Genomic DNA, 22,301 nt, shown 5'->3' on the forward strand with positions numbered 1-22,301 from the left:
CGCTATTGTTATGGTAATACTAGCGCTGGTCGAATCTGGTAGCGAGCCGAGCCAAGAGATTCATATAGAACTATGTATAATCTAAGTAGAACGCATCTTAGTGACATATGTACAAAATACAATGTAACGTTTAGTATAATTTACTCTTAATTTAATATAAAATTATAAGTATCTTATATATTGTGTCACATAAGGAGGGGTATATATAGCGGGCGATTATTATCATATTAAGTGTCCTAATAACGTTAAAAGTAAGTATTCAGTTCTTGTATTTAATAGAGAAAATGAGCCTTTTCTTCCCTTGACAGAGTTTTATTATTATCAACAGAAAAGAATTAGTGAGAACTCAGCGTTATCATACTTAATAACTTTGGAGAGATTTTTTTCATGGCTTGCAAAAAGCAGTAACTATCAAGGAGACCGAGTTAAGTGGTCTGATAGTAACTTTGCTATAAGAACAGCAATCGAGGATTATTTAGTTTATCAGATGGGCTGTAAACTAAGATCCAAAGATAATTTCCAGTTCGTAATAATGACCAAAAAGAGTCCTCAGACCATTAATCACTTTTTAGCTGCCATAAAGTCTTTCTATAAAACTGTATTACATCTGAAACTATATAAATTTCAAAATCCTTTAATTGATGCGGACTATAATATTTCTATTGGGAAATATAATCCTATAAGCATGCGTGAGAGTAAGCCCCGATTACCTAAAATAGCTGGAACAGAGATCCCTTATGAGACTTCGTATCGTAGTCAATCAGATTCGTATTTCAAACTTGTAGCAAATGAATGGAAGCCAAATATAATTGCAGATCAAGATCTTCCTTATATCATTTATAGAGCTGGTTCAGAGATTGGTTGGTCGTTAAGAGATGAAGTAATCATAAGATTGCTATTCGAAACTGGTGCTAGAATAAATGAAGTACTTGAGTTAACAATTGGAGATTACAGGCAACGAATAAATCAATATGAAATGGCTACCCTAAATAAAGGGAGTGAGAAAAGGAGGATTAAATTCCTAAGATTTTCTCAAGACACTTTAAAACTGTTGATTAGATATGTTAACGGTGAGAGAAAAATTTACTCTCATGAGAAAAAAACATTTACAAAGCTATCAGATAATGAAGTCGTTTTTTTAACAAGGAGAGGGGATCCATATAACTATACGGCTTTTTACTATCAATGGTCCAAAATTATTAGACATGCCAAAATTAAAATGAATATCCATAAAACACGCCACTGGTTTGTCACTAACATGATTAGAAGTATTTATGATACAGCTGGTGGTAGTGGTGAAATTGAAATGAGGAAGCATGAATTAATAAATTATATGAAGTGGAAAAATCCTGAGACTATAAAAGCTTACGAACATTATTTTAATGAAGCCTCATTCAGAGAGATACATGAAAATTTGGCTAAAAAAATGCAGGAATATGAAAAAGAATTTTTAAAAGCTTCTCATAGTACTTTTGAAGGTAATCAATTAACAAATTCGACATTAACTACAAAAGAGACATTACCAGCAGAAGAAATTAAATGGATTAATGAGTTTTATAAGGGGATGGATTAGAGAATGACATTAGATATTATGAATGAGAAAGAGTGGTATAAAAATCTTGTCGGAATTGTTGATGATGAAATACTTCATCTTAAAAATGTTAATGATGAGTACCTGTGGGATACCCTAAATGCGCAAAGCTTAAATTACATTTACAAATACTGTTTAGATAGCCCCTGGTTAAATCAATTTTCTTTAGCAGTTCTATGTGCAACAGATCGTAAATTATCTCCAGCTTCTATCAATAATATGATGTCCACCTTAAATAAACGACTTAAGGACATTTTTATAGCATTTGATTTGGTTCACATGGAAGATCTAAATTACACTCACTTTCATCAGTACTTATCTGGTGAAATTTACGAAGAACATACAGACAGACAACGACAAGCATTAATCTCTTATTATAAATCGTTCTTATATAACGTGTCTAAATGGCTGAAGAATCGAATTGAAATAGATCGTCAAGATTATTTTTCAAAATTTCTTTTTCCAGAATTCCCTTTTGATAATAGAGATTACAAGGCTAGAGATTTGGCAGTGAATTCTGCACAGAAAAAACGAAAAGACGAAACATCTGCAGTAACTCCATTGCTTCCAGATATTAGAGCACAAAGTCATTTACGATGGAATCAAGTAAAGCGTTTACGTGAGATTACAAACAAAATGATCGAAAAAGTTAAGAATGAGAAACTCCAACTCCCCTTTTCTTTTAATTATGAAGAATCTGAATATTTGAACGAAAAACTTTTTTTCACCTTAAACAAGTATTCTGATGATGAATATTATTTGGAATTTATTAAATCAATAAGCTTATTAGATGGATCTGACGGGGAAGGATTATGGTTTTTTGAAATACTAAAAAATCGTCTTTTAGGCGCATGGTCAAATCTTGCTTCTGATGAAAGAAAAGTAGAAGGTATTTCATTCTTAGAAAGATGGGGGCATGATACCAATGATAATGTACACCCGTTTCATTCAAGGAATCTTGGCGTACTAACTCAGGGGTTCAACTTAACCAGAAGTCAGCAGTACAACAGTTCACGGCTATTCATAAATGTTGAGCCATTATACATTGCTTGTATGTTTGCAATATTTTCATTAGATATTCAGTCTTATTCAGGAGCTCGTATAAATGAAATTTTACAAGTCAGCTATGATCGCGATTGTTGTATTATGACAGAAGATAAGAGTGTAACACCTTCTAAAACAAATTATATCCTTAGGTTAATTCCAAAAGGTAGAGATACTGAAGAAAATTATTATATGCCTGAAAGTGTTTTTCAAACATTATTAATGATAGTCAAAGAATTGAAAACTCACTACAATTCAAATTCATTACCTGAAGTAGATTATAGTATAAGTTCACGAAAGCACTTAATAAATAAACAAAGAAAATTTGTATTTCAATATAATAAACAGCATATCAATCAGTTCACATTGAATTCTGTAATTCGATTTTTAACCCATGGCCTGATTATACAAACTGAAGAAGGAAAGCAGGTAATTCTCAAAACACATCTTCTGCGTCACGCTTTTGCTACTCATGTAGCTCAGACAGAAAAGTTACCGATCGACATCGTGCGTAAACTATTGCATCAAAAAGATGAAAGTGTCACTAGTTATTATGCTGCACCTACAACTGTTCAAATTTCGGGTACGATTGAATCTTTGCATGATAATTGGATGTCCTATATTGATATTCAACAAGGGATTCAGAGAAGCCCTAAGGAGCTCAAAGATATTTATGAAGAATACAAAGAAAAGGTAGGGACTGTCTCTAAAGTAGTTGGTGGCATATGTACAATTGATTCAGTATGTCCGACAAAAATGGCATGTATGGGTTGCGCAGCGAAGGTTCCACAACCTGAATTCAGGTACGAAATTGAACAATATCTTACTTGGGCTCAAGAAAGTGAAAAGAAATTTGTGAAATTAGGATTAGAAGTGGAGGCTAAAAAAATGAAACTAGCAACGCGGAGAGCTAAAATAGAATTAAGAGAAATTGAAAGTATTGAAACGTATACAAAGGATGAGTCATATGAGCCAATCATTCATTTCCAGAAAGAAAACTAAAAAACCATGGCTTGATAATGTATACCTTCAACGTAAGGATAGGACATTTGAGTTAGGCAAAAAGTCGATCGACGAATTGAAAAAACAGGGTATTAAGGTTTCGTACAGGAAGATTGCTGAAATATCAAAACAAATTGATGAAGAGAAAAAAGGTATACACCCTAATTCTATTAAGTCCAATCCTGAACTTTATAATTATTACAAAGAAAATGTTCAAATTAAATTGAAAACAAAAAAAACATTAAGTGCTTCTTTTAAGTCGGAAGTATCATCTAGAAAATACAATTTAATAAAACAAGATAGGGACCTAACGGCACTCAGAAGAAGATACATGAAGTATAAAAAGAATGAACTCATTGAATTACTTATAAACGCTGAACAATATATTGCAGAGAATAATCAAAGATGGATCGTTTCACAATTCGAGAAGTTCAAAGAATAATGGTAACCTTTATCGCTAATAAAAGTTATCGATAGAGAATTTTCGTTCATAAAAAGAAATCGATATAAAAAATGATTTCACTAATTAGTGAAATCATTTTTTTATTAAGGTAATTGCTTCTTTAATTATGCGATAAACTACCTTTAAGTCTTCAGAATGTAAACTTAACATCATTACATTTAATTTTTCAATTAAATCATTTTTCTGTGCATTATTATTAGTTTTCGTAATTTCAAAAAAATCATAGGGGGATATTCGAAGAGCCTCGGCTATATTCGAAATTGTCCCAAGAGTGATATTTACTTCTCCTCGTTCCATTTTACCAATATAGGAAGGATCAGTTGACAAAATTTCTGCCAGTTTTTCTTGAGTTAAATTAGCCGCTTTGCGATGTTGTCTAATTTTTTTCCCAACTTCAATTGCAAATCCAGACATATCCTCACCCCTCTTTAAGAGTAGGTAAGAATAGAAATGCTTTGAAGAGCGACATGACACCTTTTACCATTTGTAAAAAGGTGCTATAGAACCTATTATTGAGGTACTAATAATCATTAAGGAGATTTACTATGACATTATTGCCTCAACAAATCGTCATTGAAAATATTTTACAATCTAAAATGCGTGGGAAGGTAACCTATTCTGGATATTTATCTGCATCAGCGGGACTTCAATTAACTTACGTAAAACCCTTCGACCATCCCTCTGGAAAAGGTTATCAAAGACCTGTAGATATTAAGAGATGTAACGATTTCGCTATGTATTTATCAAAAGGGGAGAACTCCCTATATACTCCAATTCTAATTAATGCAGAAGCACATTGGGAATTTAACGCGTATGATAAAAACCGACCAGCTTTTGGAAGACTATTATGTAAAAACAAAGCATCATTAATGGATGGGCAACATAGATTAGGGGGGATTAAACGATATACTCAAGACACAAATTCAGATATGCAAATACCCTTTTTAGCATTTCATTATTTAGATGACGATGAAGAAATACAACTGTTTGATATTATTAATACAAAAGCTAAAGGTATAGGAGCTTCATTAAGTAGATATTTAAAAAGAGAATCCGATGATTTTAGCTGGATTGCTACTGAACTAATAATTAGAGGAGATAGTCCATTTCATTTTATTGGCAGCTTAACAGGAAAGCGAAATGCAGGTAGGCATGTAACTTTGCAAAATTTATATAAAGTTCTTGAGATATTGTTTAAATCCATTCCAAAAACTCTTCTTACGAAAGAAGAGAAATTAATGCTTGTACTTGTTTACTTTAACGGTATAAAAGAGATATTTAACCAAGAATGGCTAGATTATAAAGATTACCGACTCACTCACATTGTATGTCTGAATGCGCTAGCATTTGCAGGGGCAGAGCTTTTTGAAAAAGTTATTAACATAGAAAAGAAACATATCGATTACGCACAAATCATGAAATATCTTTATAGAATTAAACCAATGGAATGGTCCTCTGATGGCCCACTTAAATATCTTAAAGGGATAAATGGTTCTAAAACATTAGCCATTGATCTTAAATCATTAATGAAACTTTTTTAAGATTCGACAGTAACGAATGTATACGAACTTACTCAATTATGTGCCCATATAAATTAGCCCTTTAATCACAAGCAAGATGCAGAAGCAAAGCCATTTATTAATGCTGTTATTTTTCCCGGAAATATTCAACAATGATGTTTTCACTTCCCTTTCTGATGATATTTTGTTAATGTACGCCCAGCAGGAGCTTAAGTTTTAGGTTTAAATTCGTCTCTATCGGAGCTCGCAAGCGCCTGTTGTTATGGAAAGGCAGGTCCGATAAGAGGCCGGAGGCAAAAGCACGATGTGTAGTGTAGACTATATGTATACTGAAAGATCAATGTTGTATCCTCAGAATAATCGGTTAGATGCCCCAAAAAACCTTGGGGGTATGATGAAAAAAAACTAATGTGGCCTACAGTCAGAAGTGAAGGGTGCAAAGAAAAGAAATGCTAATGATGAGCCGGATTGGGACTATTAAAGATACAAGAAATATGGATAACTCAAGTACCATAGCACAGTGTTAAAGATGGTGAGCAAGTTGCTGGGATCTGAATTTTTTGATTATCACACAAGAGATGGAATTTCAGCTAGTTAAGCTTAAGTAGCTTTTGATGAAGCGCATTTCTAAGACAGGAAAGGTGGTGTACGTCACGCATGGCCTGCAGGATATCTTCCAGAGGATTGAAGAGGTGCCAAGATGCCCGCAGGGTGAGTGGATAGGTTCGTATGTCCGATTAATTCTTGCGACTCAAGTCGCATCATAAATATAAAGCGACCTTCTACAATCCATTTGCAGGCTATGAAAAAGGGATTGTGGTAAAGCAGGCTACTTCAGACGAAACCTGTTTGTACCCTCTACTATTAAAAATCCAAGTACTTCTCGCGGAATTTATGGCACACTTGGTAGCCTAGGTTTGAGTAACGAGGATGTGTAGACACCCCTCAGCCGATCCAAATAGGACATTGTATTCACTGATGACCGGAAATATCAGTTGCGATAATTGATCATTTAGCTCACCACGGGAACTTGCTCATGTTTGGAGAGATTCACGGATAAAGAATGCGCTTGTGAAACAACGATAAGAGACATAACAAAGAAAGGGGAAACGAATATGAAGGAAGCCCTAGAAGGAACAGCAGAGATGGAGGCCACCATAGATCGTTTGCGGAAAGAAATTCAACAACTAATAGAAGAACGAGATGCTCTGGAACAGGGGAATCTAGCGCTTTACCGGAAACTGACTGAACTTGATTTTTAACAGTTAACCGCAAAAACACTCTGCACCGTTTACGAATTTACGAAGGAAAATTAAGATTCTAAAGGAAACAATTGAGGTTTCAGTCGTGCCAGACCTTGGTTTTGACGTGGAGCGTGAAGACATGTCAGGGATTAGTGAAAATAGCCTATGATAGTATAGTTTTAAGAGAGCGTCCTTAGGGCGTTCTTTTTCATATCAAGATTATTTAGTTAGATGTTTTAATTCTAAATCCATTGTCGTATTATGTAAATAAAGGATGTTTATCTCTAAGGTTTAATATCATGGACTTAAAGATAAGAAACATGGCTTTAGCTAAATAGAAAATAAAGTGGTAAGTAAGCGGTGTGCGAATGAGCCAGTATATAGTGAATTATGAAAAAATCGCTCCATTTTTTTGAGTAATATCCATTGCTTTAACAAATGCTTGAAGGAAGTTTAGTTATATTTTCATTGGAAGGACTTCGAGACTTGGCTAATCTGTAGTCAGTTGGAGGAAGGACTTGAACAGATGGAGAAAAGGGGGTTTTATATACAGAGGCGTGCCGACAGCTAGTTCTACATACAAAAAATAGGTGCGCTACACTCATCAGAACGAATGTGAATAAATCAGTATAGCCTAATTATTGGGGGGAGCCTCTCACTATATTTGAAAACTTGCGATAGAAGGAGTATCAAACACCTTTTATAGTGAGGAGCTCTTGAGAATTTTGTTGATAATATGTGTGTTTAACAAATTATCAGGGGTAATGAAATATGCCGTCAAAGAAAAGCAAGTAATGAGGATTTACCAAAGTGCGAAAGAAGGTAGCCGATGAGCAAATACAGTTTTTACTATGATGAATCTGAGCATAGCCGGAAAATCAACCATAAAACCATTACTGCGGAGAATTACTTCGACAGCTTTATTGTGGTTGTCGTTGGCTGGCTCTCCAACAAACAGGCTGGCTTGTATGAAAGATACGCAACATTTGATTCTAAGTATCAGCACAGGCAGTCAAACGGCGAACTAAAAAGCACTACTATTAAGCAAAGCCAACTAAAAAGTGGTTTTGCCTCCTTGAATGCCGACAATCTTTCCTTGTTAGAGGACTTCATGACGCTGTTCGATGAAGGGATCTTTATTTATTATGCTGTCACAAGCAAAATTGAATACATAATTCATCAGCTATTTGAGGACTATGAAAACAGCCTTTTGGTGGATATGGATGCTATGAAATATTCCATCACGAAGGCAATAGTCTTGTACCAGCCAAGCGAAATTATGGAGGGGATGTATAATAATACAGGTGAACTTATTAGCTTATTGAAAGATTTTTTTACAGTTCAAATCGAAAAAGATAAGGCAAACGAAACGTTGAAGCAAAAGGAAATCGAGCAATTCAGCCAAATCCTCTTGCTCTTGGACGACGTGTCCACGATTAAAACAATTGACTGGAATTATGAAATTGCTTTCTTGGGATTCAGAAAATTTCTAGATGAAAAAGGAATTCACGATTATTCAATTACCATAGATAGGGAAGGCGAAAATAGTAACACTGTAAAAGCTGCTAAACGAGTGGGCTTATGCTTAGTTTTCGAGGCAGACTCATTGACTTCTTGCGGAATTCGTATGGCTGATATGTTGGCAGGTATCATTTCAAAGTTTCTTAAGGCCCTACATAACGCACTGGAATATGCTTCGCATGAAGAACAGATAAACAAGAAGATTCTCGATAAGAGCTGGTTCGTCATCAATGAGCGACAGCTTGCCCTTTATAAGAAATTGCACAAAGTGGCGATTGAATTGAACAACGCATGGTATAAGTCGTTTGCCGGAACATACTCGGATGATTTTGTTGTGTTCATTGCTCTCTTAAGTTTCATGAATCATTTTAAATCGGTAGAAGATATAAAAAAAGACCTTGATATGCAAGGTGAGTATTTCAACGCTTATTGTTGTGAGCATCTTGCTGAACATTTTGAAAAGATGAGAAACGGCAGACAAATACCGGCGTTGCCAATTGATGCTGTTACAGATATTGACTTATCTAATGATTTTGTAATAAATCGGCAAGGTGCAAAGGTTTACTTTGATATTGATAGGCAACCTTTGCTTGTAATAAAAAACGGACAACAAACTTTCAATGTACTATCAGTAGGCTTAAGTAAATCAATGATTCCAGTAGTTACGATTGTAGAAGAGGACGAAGTAAAATGCTATCGAATTCCAAGAGAGTTGTCTGAATGGGCGATGACTATTGTTGGATTAGCAAATATGAGTGAGAATGTGTTCCCATCTAAAGTTGTGTTTTCGAAGACGAAGGACGGATATTTTGCCGATATTTTATAAACATAATTCAGTTAAATAGCGATTATTACCATATAACATTGTAAAATTCATCATGATAATTAATACAAAAGTTGAGGGCAGGTGATTATTTGTTATCATTGGAACTATTTGACCATTCATCATTATCAGATATTGAGATAAATGTAACTAAATACGTAAATAAAAACGTAGAATGCATAATCAGAGTTTTGTTAGATTTCCTGGAAGATAACAATGATTTTACACCGGAAGATTTTTTACCTTATAACAATTTGAGAATAGATAATGCTGTATGGAGTGAGATGGTTTATGATCTATACGATATTATCCGTTCTGATGTAATTAGAGAGTATGTAAAACCAAAATATGAATTTCTGCTTTATGTTATACTTCAGTGGTGGGAGGACTGTACTGACGATCCTGACGACCTCATTGATAATAAATTAGATGATAATTTGGCTGCAAAAATTAAAGAAACGTATACCGCAGAAGATGGTGGAAATTATGTTCTAAATGCAATTACTGACTTTGAAGAGTATTATTATATTCTTTTTGCGGATCATGACTTTTTACCCGGTAGCTTAGAAAGATTGATAATAATATATATAAGAAGTCCAGAACGATTTAAAATGCTATTTCCCGATTTAGACTTGAATGAATATCAGGACCTCATGCCTAAAGATTTACGAGAACAATTTGAAGAATTGAATCGAAATCCGAGCGAGTCCATAAAAATCATTAAGAAGGAAGTGTGCGAGGACACTCTTTTACAAGATTTAATTTTCTGTTGTGAAAAATTACAAGCGAACTTCACATTCAAAAACTCACTTGAGAACCATCGAAATGACTATATTCGTGATTTGCTTGATGCTATGGGATATTTGGGTAATAGAGACCAAACTAGATTAGGGACATCTAGCGCAGGAAAGGAAGCAGGAGAAGTTGACATTTTAGTCAGAAAAGATAACCGTCCTTTTTCAGTAATAGAAGCCTTAAATTTATCATATGTTAATGAGTCATACATATCTTCACATATCGACAAGATATATCGGTATGATACATTAGGCTATAAATGCAATTTTATTGTTTCATATGTTAATACGACAGATTTTCTAAAGTTTTGGAATAGGTATGTACGTTTTGTTCAGTCATATAGCTATCCGTTCGATTTAGTAAATTTTGAAATACCTAAATACAATCAATATTCCGAATTAAGGCTCGCAGTAACCGAATTAATGCGTAACAATATGGTTACAAAACTTTATCACATAGTTGTACACATTCCAAGTTAATACCAATGTTCCCGAATTATCTAACGATGAAACCTTGTGGATTAGCTTAGTGACAAGACTCTCTTATATATTAGCTGATTTTTTCTAGTTATTTGTTGGAAGTACTTTATAGTAGGTTAACACCACTACAACAATTTGTCTGCAAGTGTTACTCGTGGCGTACTGTACCAGGTTTTAAGGAAGATAACAGTGTTGACAGGCAAGAGTTACTTGTTTGGGTTAGCAACTCTTTACAATTCACTCTTGATTTGGGGAGAGGTACAAATTGGGGTTCAGTATGTTGGTGAAGTCTTAAGTGCATCATTGTTGGGGACGATGGTGCATGGCCACATGAAGCCGTTCGAGATGTTATTGAGCAGTTCAGCAATACAAACCTCGAAACAGGATTTACTCTAGGCGTGTATAACAGTAGGGGAGTTGTAAGTAAAAGTACGACTGAGGGAGGGGCACAGGAGAAGAAACTTGCCGATAGATATAATGGTTACGCAAATATCTCTAGTGCACGTTGGCCGCGTAAAACTGCACTACTCCGTTCTATCGCTGACAAGTACAACAGGGAGGCTCAACAGGAGAATATAAGGGCTGAACTAAGAGAAGATTTAGATCACTATTGGATTTAACAGGTCTAAGGCAGACTTGAATCTAAAGAGGGAGCTGCAGAATCAGGTCTTACTGATCGAGATCAAGTCTTGGGAATGTTAGACTCTTATCCTGCAGATTTTATGATATCCTATCCTGTTTCAAAAAATGGGACTATCAAAAACAGTGTTCCCTCATTAATTGATCCAATTCAACTAAACTCCAGATGATTCTTTGTGAGTTTTTCCTAACTTAACTGCGCGAATGCCGTCATGGTAAATAACGTCCGCAGCAGCTCATCGTGTCGCCAATAGAGACCGCTTATCTGCCGCACTTGAGGGGAAAGAAGATTTTTTCGATTGACAACTTTTGGGTATTGGTCCTATACTCAGATTGTGGAAGGTGTGTTGTCTATATGGCGACAGCATCTTGCAGTTTATCGTTTACTACCTTTTATAGGTGTAAATCCGAGCGGCATCTATCCTTTGTATTTTCAAAGATGCCCACCTTTTATGGATGAGGCATCTTTTTTGATGCCAACTTTCCACTTTCTTTAAAATATTAAAAATGGAGGAAGTAATTATGAAAGCTTGCATCTATCCCAGTACCATTGGCGTGCCACATCTTGCAATGATTGGACCATCGACAGCCACAAAAAGTACAATGGCTTACCAGACTATACCAAAAGAGCTACAAGAGATCCTTAACATTGTTGGGCCGACTTCTGGACAGCACACCCTTATCCCATCTCATTTTTTTGGGAATGAGGACCATAAGGGCTCAACAGTAAAGTTACAAATTACACTGAAAGATACGTTTGACTCAGACGCACTCTTTAATGCTATTGATTATAACCTGCGAAACTTTGTTAGCCGCTCTTCAAGCGCCGGAATTCCCTTAACGATTTTAAAAAATTATGTTTCCGATTCGAAATTTGTGGAAACCCTCCTTACAGAAGTAAGTGGAGCCATTCGATTGGAAAAACTTCGATCTGAGATGTTCTGCGATCTTGTTAAGTCTTGTGTGCTATCTCTGCTAGAAAGCTTTGACACATCCGAAGTGGATGCTGCTATTGCTAAAATGAAAACGGATAAAGAACAAAATGAAGCTAAACTCCTTTCCTTTAGCAACCAGATGCGAGTTCGTTGGGATCTAGAATTAAAGACGGAAGATAGCCCTACCTCCCGATTTGTGAGCCATATAAAAGTAGAAGTTTTGTTCAAGCTTTGGCAAGCAGTTCCTCATGAATGTAAGTCAGATCATCATGTAACTTGTGAAGTTGATCTCCAGAACGACATGGATAAAGAAGGTCTCAAGAGTCTGTTCAACCCCTACGAGCCTTTTTCTCTCATTGTAGAACAATATGAGATTGCACATGGTTTGAGTAATCAATTATTGAATGTAATTAAGGCAAAGAAGGAAGCAGGAATTTGGCCTAACAAAGACCTCCCATTTAGGATGGTCGTCATGGATACGCCAGGGCTTACCCAAGATTCAAACGTATCCGAGTACACCATGAAAATGAGACTTAAAACCGCACTAAACCGAGATATCGACGGAATATTGATAATGCTTCCGACAACTTCGTTTGATGGAACTACGCATGCAATACAACGATTATTTTCGAATCAGAGTGATGAGGGGCGGCAAATTCGGAAAAACAAAGTCCAACTTCATGTTGCTATTACTCGAGCTGATGAAAAAGTAACTCCTACATCTGATGTAGAGTATGATGAGATCAATTTCATCAAAAATATGAACGACATTTATGAGTCACTGAAGCGACTAGAGATATCAGCAGCACAAAACTTCATGGCTGAAAGTGCAAGGTGTGTAACAAATCATTACAAAAAAACAACTGCCTATATTGAAGATCTTATAAGCATCGAACAAGAAGAACTTGCTGAGAAATTTAAAGCTCTTCTGGGAAATCAATCTGCTCTAAACTATTTAGTTTATATTGTATCAAAGATGCAAGAGCAGATTTTTTCTTCATATGATGAACAAATCTTTTTCAAATCAGTAGCACCCCAAGTAGATAATCAACACTTTAATATCAATCTCATTTCCGCTAATATCGCAAAGCAAGTATCCAATGAAATGGCAGTTTACAGCAAGTCCTATCAGTTCGATCAATGGCTTTACTGGTCTACAGCTTATGCGTTTCGAGACTCCGTGCATGCTGGTTTAAGGTTTGTATCACGGGCAATCGTACACGGGAAAATCAATGTGTATATTGACGGTGATTTTCAAAAGACAATCAACATTGACTGGGCAACTGAAGCTTGCCGTTTCACTATTAGAAATGTAGATTTCTCAGACGAGCGATCTGTTACCCTTCTCAGAGCACTTGGACTTTCTCAGAACCCAGTAGAGGAAGAATATCTTCATAATGCGTTGCAGAAGTTCTTTCTTCAAAACTTCACAGGCAATTCTATTTGGCGGTTTAACAGGGCGATGTCAAGAGCCGTACGTAGGTTAAGTTACCGGGAGCCCTCGATTAAGTCGAGAATAGACGAAGCCTTCAAGATTGGATGGGAAACTGATGCTTCGGCCGGCGTTCAATGCATGCTTCAAAAATACAAAGAAATTTACCAGTCCCAGGATTTCTATAAGGATGTTATCGAAGTCATGAATGATGAGTTGACTAAAGAATTTAATAAACTCTTCTACGTTATTTATAACTAATGTTGATTGAGTTATCCTCCGTAAAATAGTTTTGCCCAAGTTGCTTATACATTTATAGTGTGGTTCCAGATTTTTTTGCTGGCTCCACACTTTTTTTATTGCCTGACACTTACAAGAAAAGGGATTAGATTCGGTAGCTGTAGAACTGTGAGACGATTATTCTTCCAGATTAGTACTCGCAGCAACTGCAGCACCGGTCAATCGCCGCCTGGTCGCTGCACGCTGCAGCGCCACAGAGCTGCAACAGGATCGTCTGGGCTTCCGCAGCCGGCGTGGGGAACCAGAAAGGGCGATGGAAGTCGGTGGCGGCCCGCCGGCCGCAACCGCCCGGCTCGTACGTACCGGGTCTAATAAAAGAAAGTCGGGCTTAGCCGGTGCAGGGTAACTGGGAAGGGCTGTGCAAGGGAAGGACGGGCCAGACGGGCCTTTTATTTATCATCAGCTATCCGCAGGGGCTTGGGGTCTTTACCAGACGGTACATACGACGAGGGTAGCCGCAGCTGTCGGTGGACAAGAACATAGTCCCATTAGAGCCCGCGCCCAGCGCGGATTTTCTGTTTTAAGGGATCAAGTTCTTGTCCTTTGCTCGGGACAAGAACTTGATCCCATTGCCGAAAATGGACAAGAACATGGTACTATTGCCGATTTGATAATTATCTAAAGTTATTTGTGTTAAGTAATATGTTTGACTTGAGGTGGATGAAGTCAAAGTCAAGCAGATAATCATGGTTTTTTTATTTAAATTTCTATTATTATCCGGGGATTGATCACGTAAGTGCAGCTGGCCGCTAGAGAGTAACCAGTAACTTAACTGTAATGTGATTCATAATTAATAATTAATAATTGACTTAATTTAAAAGCCTAATGAACAACACTACGTTATTTTCGTGAACCTGGTTGATTTCAGACAAAGCCGGTGAACGAACCTCGCCGGAGGGCTAGCTGCTTCAGCTCTGCACACCTGGTTGCATCCAAACAAAGCCGGGCGACAACTCTCCCCTTATGGAGTAGCCAGTTGCTTCAGCCCCGCACGCCAGGTTGCTTCCGAATAAATGCGTGCGGGACGGCCGACACCGGCGACAGCAGCCAGTGGTTAAGCAAACCCGCAGCTCATACTCCTGGTCTTTCGGAAACAACGGTGAATAAATAATGATTATATAAAAAAAGGATGTCCAGCGCAGGTTTTATATTGTGCGTCCGCAAGAGCAATAACTGAGGAATAGCATAGAATTTATTACCATAATCTGATAGACTAATTCCAGATTTGAGATAGGCAAATTATGAAGAAAAAATTTAATTCAACTGAAGAACACGGAGGTTTTGCTTGAAATGAAGCACCGAGGGCACTTTGGGGTATCCATGGGCACGATTATTAAAAAGAAAACTAAAGTCGAGCCCCAAGATAAACATTGTTCAAATTGTAGATTCTTCTATAAAGGAATATGCAAGAAAATTGCTGAGGTTTCGGAAGGCAAACAGTTGTATATTTCAAATAAAACTGCTGCGAAGAGATGCGTACACTATATTAATAGACATAGCGAGAAAAAATCAAAATCTAGTAATGAAAAGAAAAGGAATACCAGACCTAAGACAGAAAAGACGAAAAAGATGACAAAGACAATTAAAGCTGCGGAAACTGTTAAAGAGCTAACTATTCATGAAATTGTTGATATAGAAATTTCAAGGTTCAACAAAATGAGAGAGAGAGCACAGAGATATGTTTCTCCTTTCTTATTTGAGTGCAAGTATGATATTAGAAAAGTTTTAAATGTGAGGGGTAATGATCAAGTAGAATACAGAGTTTTTTCTGGTGAGGATACAGGAAAAACAAAGATATGCAATGTAAACAAATTCAAAAATGAAGTTATTACTATCAAAAACATTCAAAAAGATGGTTTGTAACAGTGTTATATATACTAAGATTATGATTTTGATAAAAAATAAAGGGAAATTCCAATTGGGTACTGAATATCTTTATTTGCAAACTTCGTAAAGAATTGTTAGACGCGCCAAAGATAAATATCCAAAAGATGGGGATTTACGCACGCGGCATATGAACGAGTTATCCTAGCAGAGAAAAGAGGGGACTATGGATATGCGATTCAAGAAGGGCGAAAAGTAGGAGAAGGCATAAAAAAATATTGTTGGTACATTGGTAATTGCCCGAAAAATCGAGAATGAATGAACAATTGGATAGTATCAAAAATCGGCTCATACAACAGTGGGGAACGGATCAAACGGAGACTCTTTTTATGTACATTGGTAATATCATCGAACAAGAGTCGTTAACGTAAATACAATTTAAGGAGGTATTCAGTTTGCAATTTCGGTCAACTGGAAATCTTAAACCCGCACACAAAGGATATCTATATCAAGATCTTTTGACTGCTTATATGTTCGCTCAATGTTTAGTACATAGATTTCAAAGCGTTACAGTTGATCGTAAAGTTGTAAATGATGATCGACTTGATGATTTGGAAATCATTTATGAGAGTCAAAAAATTAGAAGACAAATAAAATCAAGTAAAGAAACAACACGAAAACTGAGTGTAAGTGACTTTAAATACAAAAGCTCTTCTTTGAGAATCGATCGTCTTGTTCAAAGTTATATACTTGCTGAGGAACTTGCAGCTGATGAGTATAGACTATGTGCTACGTGGAGTGTACCTGAAGATGAGTTGTTAGATTTGTTGGATTTCAATTATGCAGATAGTACCATAGCAGGATTCAGTACCAGTTGTTATAAACTAAATTGCAAAAAAATATGGCCAACAAATGGGGAACCTATATGGTCTTGGCTGAAAGAGGGTTGTTCCCGCGATCAATTCGTCAATTTTTGTGAACGGTTCATCATTGAATTGGAACTCCCACAAATGTCTGAAGATTTATTTAATCCGGGGCCACTGGAAGAAAAGTTATTAAATCTTTTGGTGAATCGTATTGGTATTGGAAAATATCCTAATCAGGATCGTTCTGCTGAAGACGTCGCAGCATTGCTTTTGACAATTGCGAATCGTGCAAGATCGGAGGAGGGCACTTTATCTCCGCAAGAAATAGAAGGAATGTTAAAAATAAGGACGGATTATGGAAGAATATCGCAGCAATTTCCTCTAGACGATAAGTTGTTTCATGATCGCAAAGTATTAAGGCCATTCATGAGGGTGGCTTCGCTGGAAGGCAAGCATCAGATTCTTACAGGTCCTCCGGGTTCAGGCAAGTCGTGGGAGTTGACAAAGTTAGTTGAGGAGTTACAACTGGAGGGTGCAATTGTAGCGTGGCATTATTGCTATCTTGAGCCAGGTGACGAATTTGTTGAACGACGAATAACTGCTGACGTTTTTTATGGAAATATAATAGCTGAACTCATTGATAAGGAGCCTTTGTTGGCAAGTGCTGCCCAAAGCAGATATTCGGCAGGTCTTCAGGAATTGGAAGAGATATTGAAGATGGCTACGGAATTAGACAAAAAAGTTGTTCTCATTGTCGATGGTATTGATCACATTACAAGGGTTCTTTCAGATTCTAGGTTTGTTGCTGAAGCAGAAACAGATATTGTCGAACAACTTGCTTCTATTAAGGTGTCTATTGGAACTTCCATCATTATCGGCTCTCAACCTGGAAATCATCTTGAACCTTTTCGTACAGCACATAAATCAAATATTGCAGAATTTCAAATGATACCATGGTCTCAACCAGATATTGATGAATTGGCAGCAAGCTTAGATGTCGTTCATGCCCTAAATAAAATTGGAGTTGTTAATATTGACTTAACATTAGGGTTATTATCAGAGCATTCAGAAGGAAATCCTCTGTATGCGACATATCTGTGTCGAGAAGTAGTAAATAGTCTTACTAAGGGGGGGATTACTGATGTTGAAGAATGGTTAGATTCCGTACCAAGTATCGATGGAAATATTTCTATCTATTACGAGTATTTATATAAACATGCTAGCGAAACTGCAAAGTCAATTGCTGATATATTAGGCGTTATTGATTTTTCTTTAACAGAGGCAGATCTCCGCGAAATGTTACCTCCAATTTTGTCAAGATGGCTAAAGGATGGATTAAATCATCTTAGTCCTATTCTTACTGCCAACTCGAGTCAAGGGGGTTTTCGAATATTTCATGAAAGTTTTCGCCGATTTATGAATGAGGAATTAATTCGGAATGGAGTCTCAATTGGTGAAGCGCTGTTACCTGTAATAGAGTGGCTTCAAAAACGAGGCTTTTATCACGATGCAAAAGCCTATCGTTTCTTATTACCATTATTTCGCCGCGCGAATAGAATTGACGATGCTCTGGCATTTATCGACAAATCATTCGTTTCTAACAGCATTGCTTATGGACATGCATTTAAAGCAATAGAACGAAATCTTGCAATTGCACTTGATATGTCAGCACGTTCCCTACGTTGGGTGGATCTAGTACGTTGCAATGAACTAAGTCGTTCTGTACATGTATGTTTTGAAGAAAAGTTGTATGATCCTCTTCCATATTGGACTACTTATCTTGACTTATTTGGACCAAATTCTCTTGTGGATCGTTTGCTTTTTGATGGTAAAGTAACACAAGAAATAGGATTAGGATTAATACTCTGTTCAATGGCTGACGATCTAGGAGTAGCTCCTCCTTGGCGTGAATACCTCGAAAAATATATTAGACCATCTGAAAGCCAACAACAAAACATGATGAAAATAGGATTGACTTGGGAACAACAGGTTTCACTTTCCCGAATTCATGGAATAATTCGTTGTGACGGACTTTCTAGTATAGAAGATTCTATTCTAGATTATCTTATAAGAAATGGAGAAAGACATGTTAACAATGATCCAACATATATCCGAGAAATGGGTAAAAGAATAGCTCAAACGGTTGGCTATGAAGCTATAGAACAACTGATTTCTCGTGGGAATGAAAAAGATAAGTGTCTATCACCTAAAGTTGCTGCATTTCTTCGTCTTGGAACGGCTGGTGTCATGAAGTTACATGGGGATGATTTTAAGGGTCTTATACTTGGGCAATCTGTCATTTCGCAAATTGATTCTGCAGAGTATGCTGTAGAATGTATTAACTATGGCGCATCTCCTAAAGATGGTCAAATATTTATTTCAAAACTATCAGACTTTGATTTAGGTCTAGATGATTCATTTGATGATGAAAAATATAATCAACTCAGTTTGTGGATAGCAAATGTAAAGCTCAGTGCATTTTGTCACCCCGAACTTCTTGAATCTGAGAAGTTAAGAGTAGAGGGAGAGGGATGGTATAGATGCTGGTTACGTTTTGTTATTGCTTTGGCTGAAGTTGAGACAAAAAAAAGTGGCATCAACGTAATTGACGCATTTAAAATTTTATCAAAAGATGTTCGTCCATTCTCTGGAAAACCGCGTGCTTGTGATTTATTTTATGCAAGAGATTTAATAAATCGATCTCTTCAATGGGGCTTCTCCCTTCTCAAATCAGATGAAGAATGGAGGGTATGCTTAAAGTACGTAAAAGAGGTAATCGATGGAACCTCAACATCCTTACAAAGAAGCCCCGCGGGACCAATTTATATTGAAAACGTTTTAAGTAGTGTGTTGCCCTTTATGACAGAGCCCAATTTATCAGAAGTTATTCATATTTTTGCACTCGAGGTTGTTAATGGTGCGTCTGGCACATACTTTGACCATCATGCTAGTTATAGTATGGTACTCTCGCAAATTCTTAAGAGGGTAGGTAATAAGAAAGCCGCCTATTCAGAATGGGAGCGTGTAGGGGCATACTTAACTGCTTATGGAAACAGAAAGGATACTACTATTTATGAGATTATAGATAGTATTCCTAGTTTAATGTGCCTGAATAAAGACGAAGCAATTAGTGCTTTAGTCGTTTCTCAGCCTCTAGCCGATGCAATGTTAAGGCATACAGATGGAAGAAGCACAAAACGAGCTCCCTTGGCTTGGTATAGTAGTCTGCTTCAATGCGACGCAACAATAGCTATGGAATTATTATACCTTTCAATTAGTGGGCGTAATCCTTCATCTGGTTGGCCAATTGAAGAAGCATTTCATGATTCATTACAGGAAATAAAGCAAGTTGGAGATCCATTTTTATTAGATGCATTATATACAACTTTGGTGTTTGAAGTTGATCATGAGAGTGAGTCTGCAGAACTTGCATCTGAGCGATTGCATACTATTTCAAGATTAATTGAAAAGGATAGAAAAATAGGTTCCCAAGCTTTTTATAAACTTGCAGCTAAAATAGCAAGTGATGGAAGACGTAATAAGACGGGAGCAATTGCTGAATTAAAGAAATTTGCTGGTGAACACAAAATTCCTGAGATTGATGTTGACGGCGGGCAAACAGAAAAAGAAACTTATCGAACCAGAGATTTGGCACATAAAGAGATAGCTAACACCGTGAATCAATACAATATTGATAATTGCTTTTCAACTAAATCATCTATAGTTGAGATCATTGCAGGAATACGCCAAACTAATGATTCTAAATTATCTTCTGATGCTTTTATTAACGCACTAGGTTATAGATTGGTGGACTTGTTAAATAATGGTTTCACGGTAGAAACAATTGGAATTATTCGAATCTTTGCCCGAAGCTATAGTGCTCGTGATGGTAAAAGTCATCCACTACAGCAAATTGCTGAAGGACTAGAACGTTTTGGATTTCAAAAAGAAGCGTCCATCGCGTATAGTCTGGCATATACTAAAACGTATGGAGGTGGTGGATGGCTTTCTATGGGCGATGCAAATCACGCACAACCATTATTACGAGGTATTGAATTGTGTCGAGAAGAAGCCCTTAAAACTATCTCATATGAAGTTGCATATATGCTTAGAAATATTACCTATCATTCTGGAATTACTCGTCATCTTATTGAAAGATTAGCAGAATGGGGAGAACCAGATGTCGCATTTAATTGTTGGATGGCAGCGTATGAAGTAATCAGACATAGAATTCCTACAGAATATGATGGTGTGGGATGGTTTCAAAGGCTTTCAAACTCGCATTCACTGAATCTTTCAATTGACGAGAGCATAACGTTATTACTTCTTGGAAGAATTAATAATCCTATACTTAGTAGAAAGATAGCTGCTCTCTCTGCAGTTTCACAGATAGTAGCATCAATGCCCCATTTACTTTTAAAACCATTAAGAACTTTCCTAACACAAGATACACCTGTATCTTCAATGCTAATTGTTCTACAAGCGGTACTCATTTTTGAAGAAGAACCATTTCCAATAACATCAAGCATCTCCGATTTACTGGATAACTTTTGCAAAAGTAATATTTGGGGCGTTCGAATGTTGAGTGAAATGTTGCTTTCCCGCATTAATATCGCTCCCGATATTTCAACAAACATTTTATCAAATGAATTATCAGGCCAACTTTCGCAAGCTCAAGTTGATCGCTTGTTGCGTATTGATAGAGGAGATCGTATTGACATTCTAGCCGAGTTTTGGCCTGATTTCCCTATCAAACTTGCAAATTTGTTGAATTTCTTAATTGGTAGTAGAAATAAAAATAAGGATAGAATGCAAGCCAGGTATGAGCTGGCACTTGGGAATGACGGTACTGCATTCCCACCAACACCTGTTCTTCTATGGGAGCAGGAATTTTTAGAGGTTTGTTTACAAGAAGTTCTCAACAATTTAAAAATAGCATTATGGAGAAACGGGATATGGTCATCTGATCTTGAGCAAATGATGTTGTTTAAGGTGTTACCAAATATATTGATTCATATTGGAATCCATTCTGCTCGTATACCGCGGCCAAACTATGTGGAACCCCAAAATTTACAGGAAGGTCGCTCTGAAGTTTTGATTATAAAAGAAGAAGGACTATATCGGAACTGGCATAGAGTTGCTTATTTTGAACGTAATTGGAACCGCCAAGAATCAAAGAGGTTTGGTCCCCCAACAGAGGAAGTCACTGTTTACTCTGGAATAATTGCCGAACCTATTGGAAGAAAACCTGATCCTCGAGATTTTCCTTTTCGCGATGTGGATGTTATGGAATGGTGGGGGACTGAGCAAACGGAGTTAGATATCGTGTATCCATTACTTCATTCTCAAATCAATTGTTTAGTTAGAGTACAAGATTGGCTTGGAGATGAGTATGTTCTTGTTCCACCAGCTAATATGTGTCTGCAATTAAACCTAAATCCTCCACGGTATGGTGAGCCATTAATGTGGAGGGATGAAGCAGGTGAGCCAGCATTAGTTTTACACACTTGGAAGGTTAGGGATAGTGAACAGTTGTGGGGTGAACCACTAAGCCATGAAGGTTGTGAGTTACTAATGCGACCAGACATGTATGAAAGATTACAATCCTTAATACCCTTTTCAATTCGGGAACTTACAATAGTTTGGAGAAAGGATATCCCTTCCAGAGAAGGTGCTTAATACAGTAAGTAACTTATATAAAAACAATTTAATGGGGATTCTATCTGTTTATTCCCGAGAGCATTGATAGAAAATCCATGAGCCTAAATACGGATTTTTTTCGAACAAATAGTGCAAAAAAGAATTTCATTAAGATGGCGACAA

13 protein-coding genes are annotated in these 22,301 nt (G+C 36.8%); 12 read left to right on the top strand and 1 reads right to left on the bottom strand.

From position 1 onward, the window contains the following. The first annotated feature begins 301 nt into the window (after positions 1-301). The 3 genes from MHI32_RS16065 to MHI32_RS16075 are packed head-to-tail and all read left to right on the top strand — an operon-like array spanning position 302 to position 4,079. Positions 302-1,573 carry a tyrosine-type recombinase/integrase gene (locus MHI32_RS16065; RefSeq protein ID WP_340010235.1) on the top strand — a complete coding sequence of 424 codons (1,272 nt, stop codon included), beginning with the start codon at positions 302-304 and terminating at the stop codon, positions 1,571-1,573. A 3-nt stretch (positions 1,574-1,576) separates the two neighbouring features. Then, positions 1,577-3,637 carry a hypothetical protein gene (locus MHI32_RS16070; RefSeq protein WP_340010237.1) on the top strand — a complete coding sequence of 687 codons (2,061 nt, stop codon included), beginning with the start codon at positions 1,577-1,579 and terminating at the stop codon, positions 3,635-3,637. Further along, complete coding sequence (locus MHI32_RS16075) at positions 3,603-4,079, top strand: hypothetical protein (protein ID WP_340010239.1); 477 nt, start codon at positions 3,603-3,605, stop codon at positions 4,077-4,079. Before MHI32_RS16070 ends, MHI32_RS16075 begins: the two co-directional genes overlap by 35 nt. Positions 4,080-4,172: 93 nt before the next feature. Here the strand turns inward: MHI32_RS16075 and MHI32_RS16080 are convergent, their stop codons facing one another. Further along, complete coding sequence (locus MHI32_RS16080) at positions 4,173-4,514, bottom strand: helix-turn-helix transcriptional regulator (protein ID WP_340010241.1); 342 nt, start codon at positions 4,512-4,514, stop codon at positions 4,173-4,175. Positions 4,515-4,645: 131 nt separating this feature from the next. Between MHI32_RS16080 and MHI32_RS16085 the strand changes: the two genes are divergently transcribed. The 9 genes from MHI32_RS16085 to MHI32_RS16125 all read left to right on the top strand — a co-directional run bounded on the left by MHI32_RS16085 (position 4,646) and on the right by MHI32_RS16125 (position 22,157). Then, complete coding sequence (locus tag MHI32_RS16085; protein WP_340010243.1) at positions 4,646-5,641, top strand: DGQHR domain-containing protein; 996 nt, start codon at positions 4,646-4,648, stop codon at positions 5,639-5,641. A 1,094-nt stretch (positions 5,642-6,735) separates the two neighbouring features. Next, complete coding sequence (locus MHI32_RS16090; RefSeq protein ID WP_340010245.1) at positions 6,736-6,882, top strand: hypothetical protein; 147 nt, start codon at positions 6,736-6,738, stop codon at positions 6,880-6,882. 811 nt (positions 6,883-7,693) lie between these two features. Then, positions 7,694-9,211: a hypothetical protein gene (locus MHI32_RS16095; RefSeq protein WP_340010247.1), complete on the top strand. Its 1,518-nt coding sequence runs from the start codon at positions 7,694-7,696 to the stop codon at positions 9,209-9,211. 89 nt (positions 9,212-9,300) lie between these two features. Beyond that, positions 9,301-10,482 carry a hypothetical protein gene (locus tag MHI32_RS16100; RefSeq protein WP_340010249.1) on the top strand — a complete coding sequence of 394 codons (1,182 nt, stop codon included), beginning with the start codon at positions 9,301-9,303 and terminating at the stop codon, positions 10,480-10,482. 189 nt (positions 10,483-10,671) lie between these two features. Continuing rightward, positions 10,672-10,878 carry a hypothetical protein gene (locus tag MHI32_RS16105; RefSeq protein ID WP_340010251.1) on the top strand — a complete coding sequence of 69 codons (207 nt, stop codon included), beginning with the start codon at positions 10,672-10,674 and terminating at the stop codon, positions 10,876-10,878. A 765-nt stretch (positions 10,879-11,643) separates the two neighbouring features. Beyond that, a complete protein-coding gene (locus tag MHI32_RS16110; protein WP_340010253.1) occupies positions 11,644-13,749 on the top strand; it encodes a hypothetical protein in 2,106 nt (701 codons plus the stop codon). Between the two features lie 397 nt (positions 13,750-14,146). Then, positions 14,147-14,410 (top strand): hypothetical protein, encoded by a 264-nt coding sequence (locus MHI32_RS16115; protein WP_340010254.1) that lies wholly within the window; start codon positions 14,147-14,149, stop codon positions 14,408-14,410. A gap of 668 nt (positions 14,411-15,078) precedes the next feature. Beyond that, a complete protein-coding gene (locus MHI32_RS16120) occupies positions 15,079-15,651 on the top strand; it encodes a hypothetical protein (protein WP_340010255.1) in 573 nt (190 codons plus the stop codon). A gap of 416 nt (positions 15,652-16,067) precedes the next feature. Next, entirely contained in the window at positions 16,068-22,157 is a 6,090-nt protein-coding gene (locus MHI32_RS16125; protein ID WP_340010257.1) for an ATP-binding protein, read from the top strand. Positions 22,158-22,301 lie beyond the last annotated feature (144 nt).

Source organism: Paenibacillus sp. FSL H7-0690, from assembly GCF_037980415.1.
Classification (GTDB): Bacteria; Bacillota; Bacilli; order Paenibacillales; family Paenibacillaceae; genus Paenibacillus_AQ; species Paenibacillus_AQ odorifer.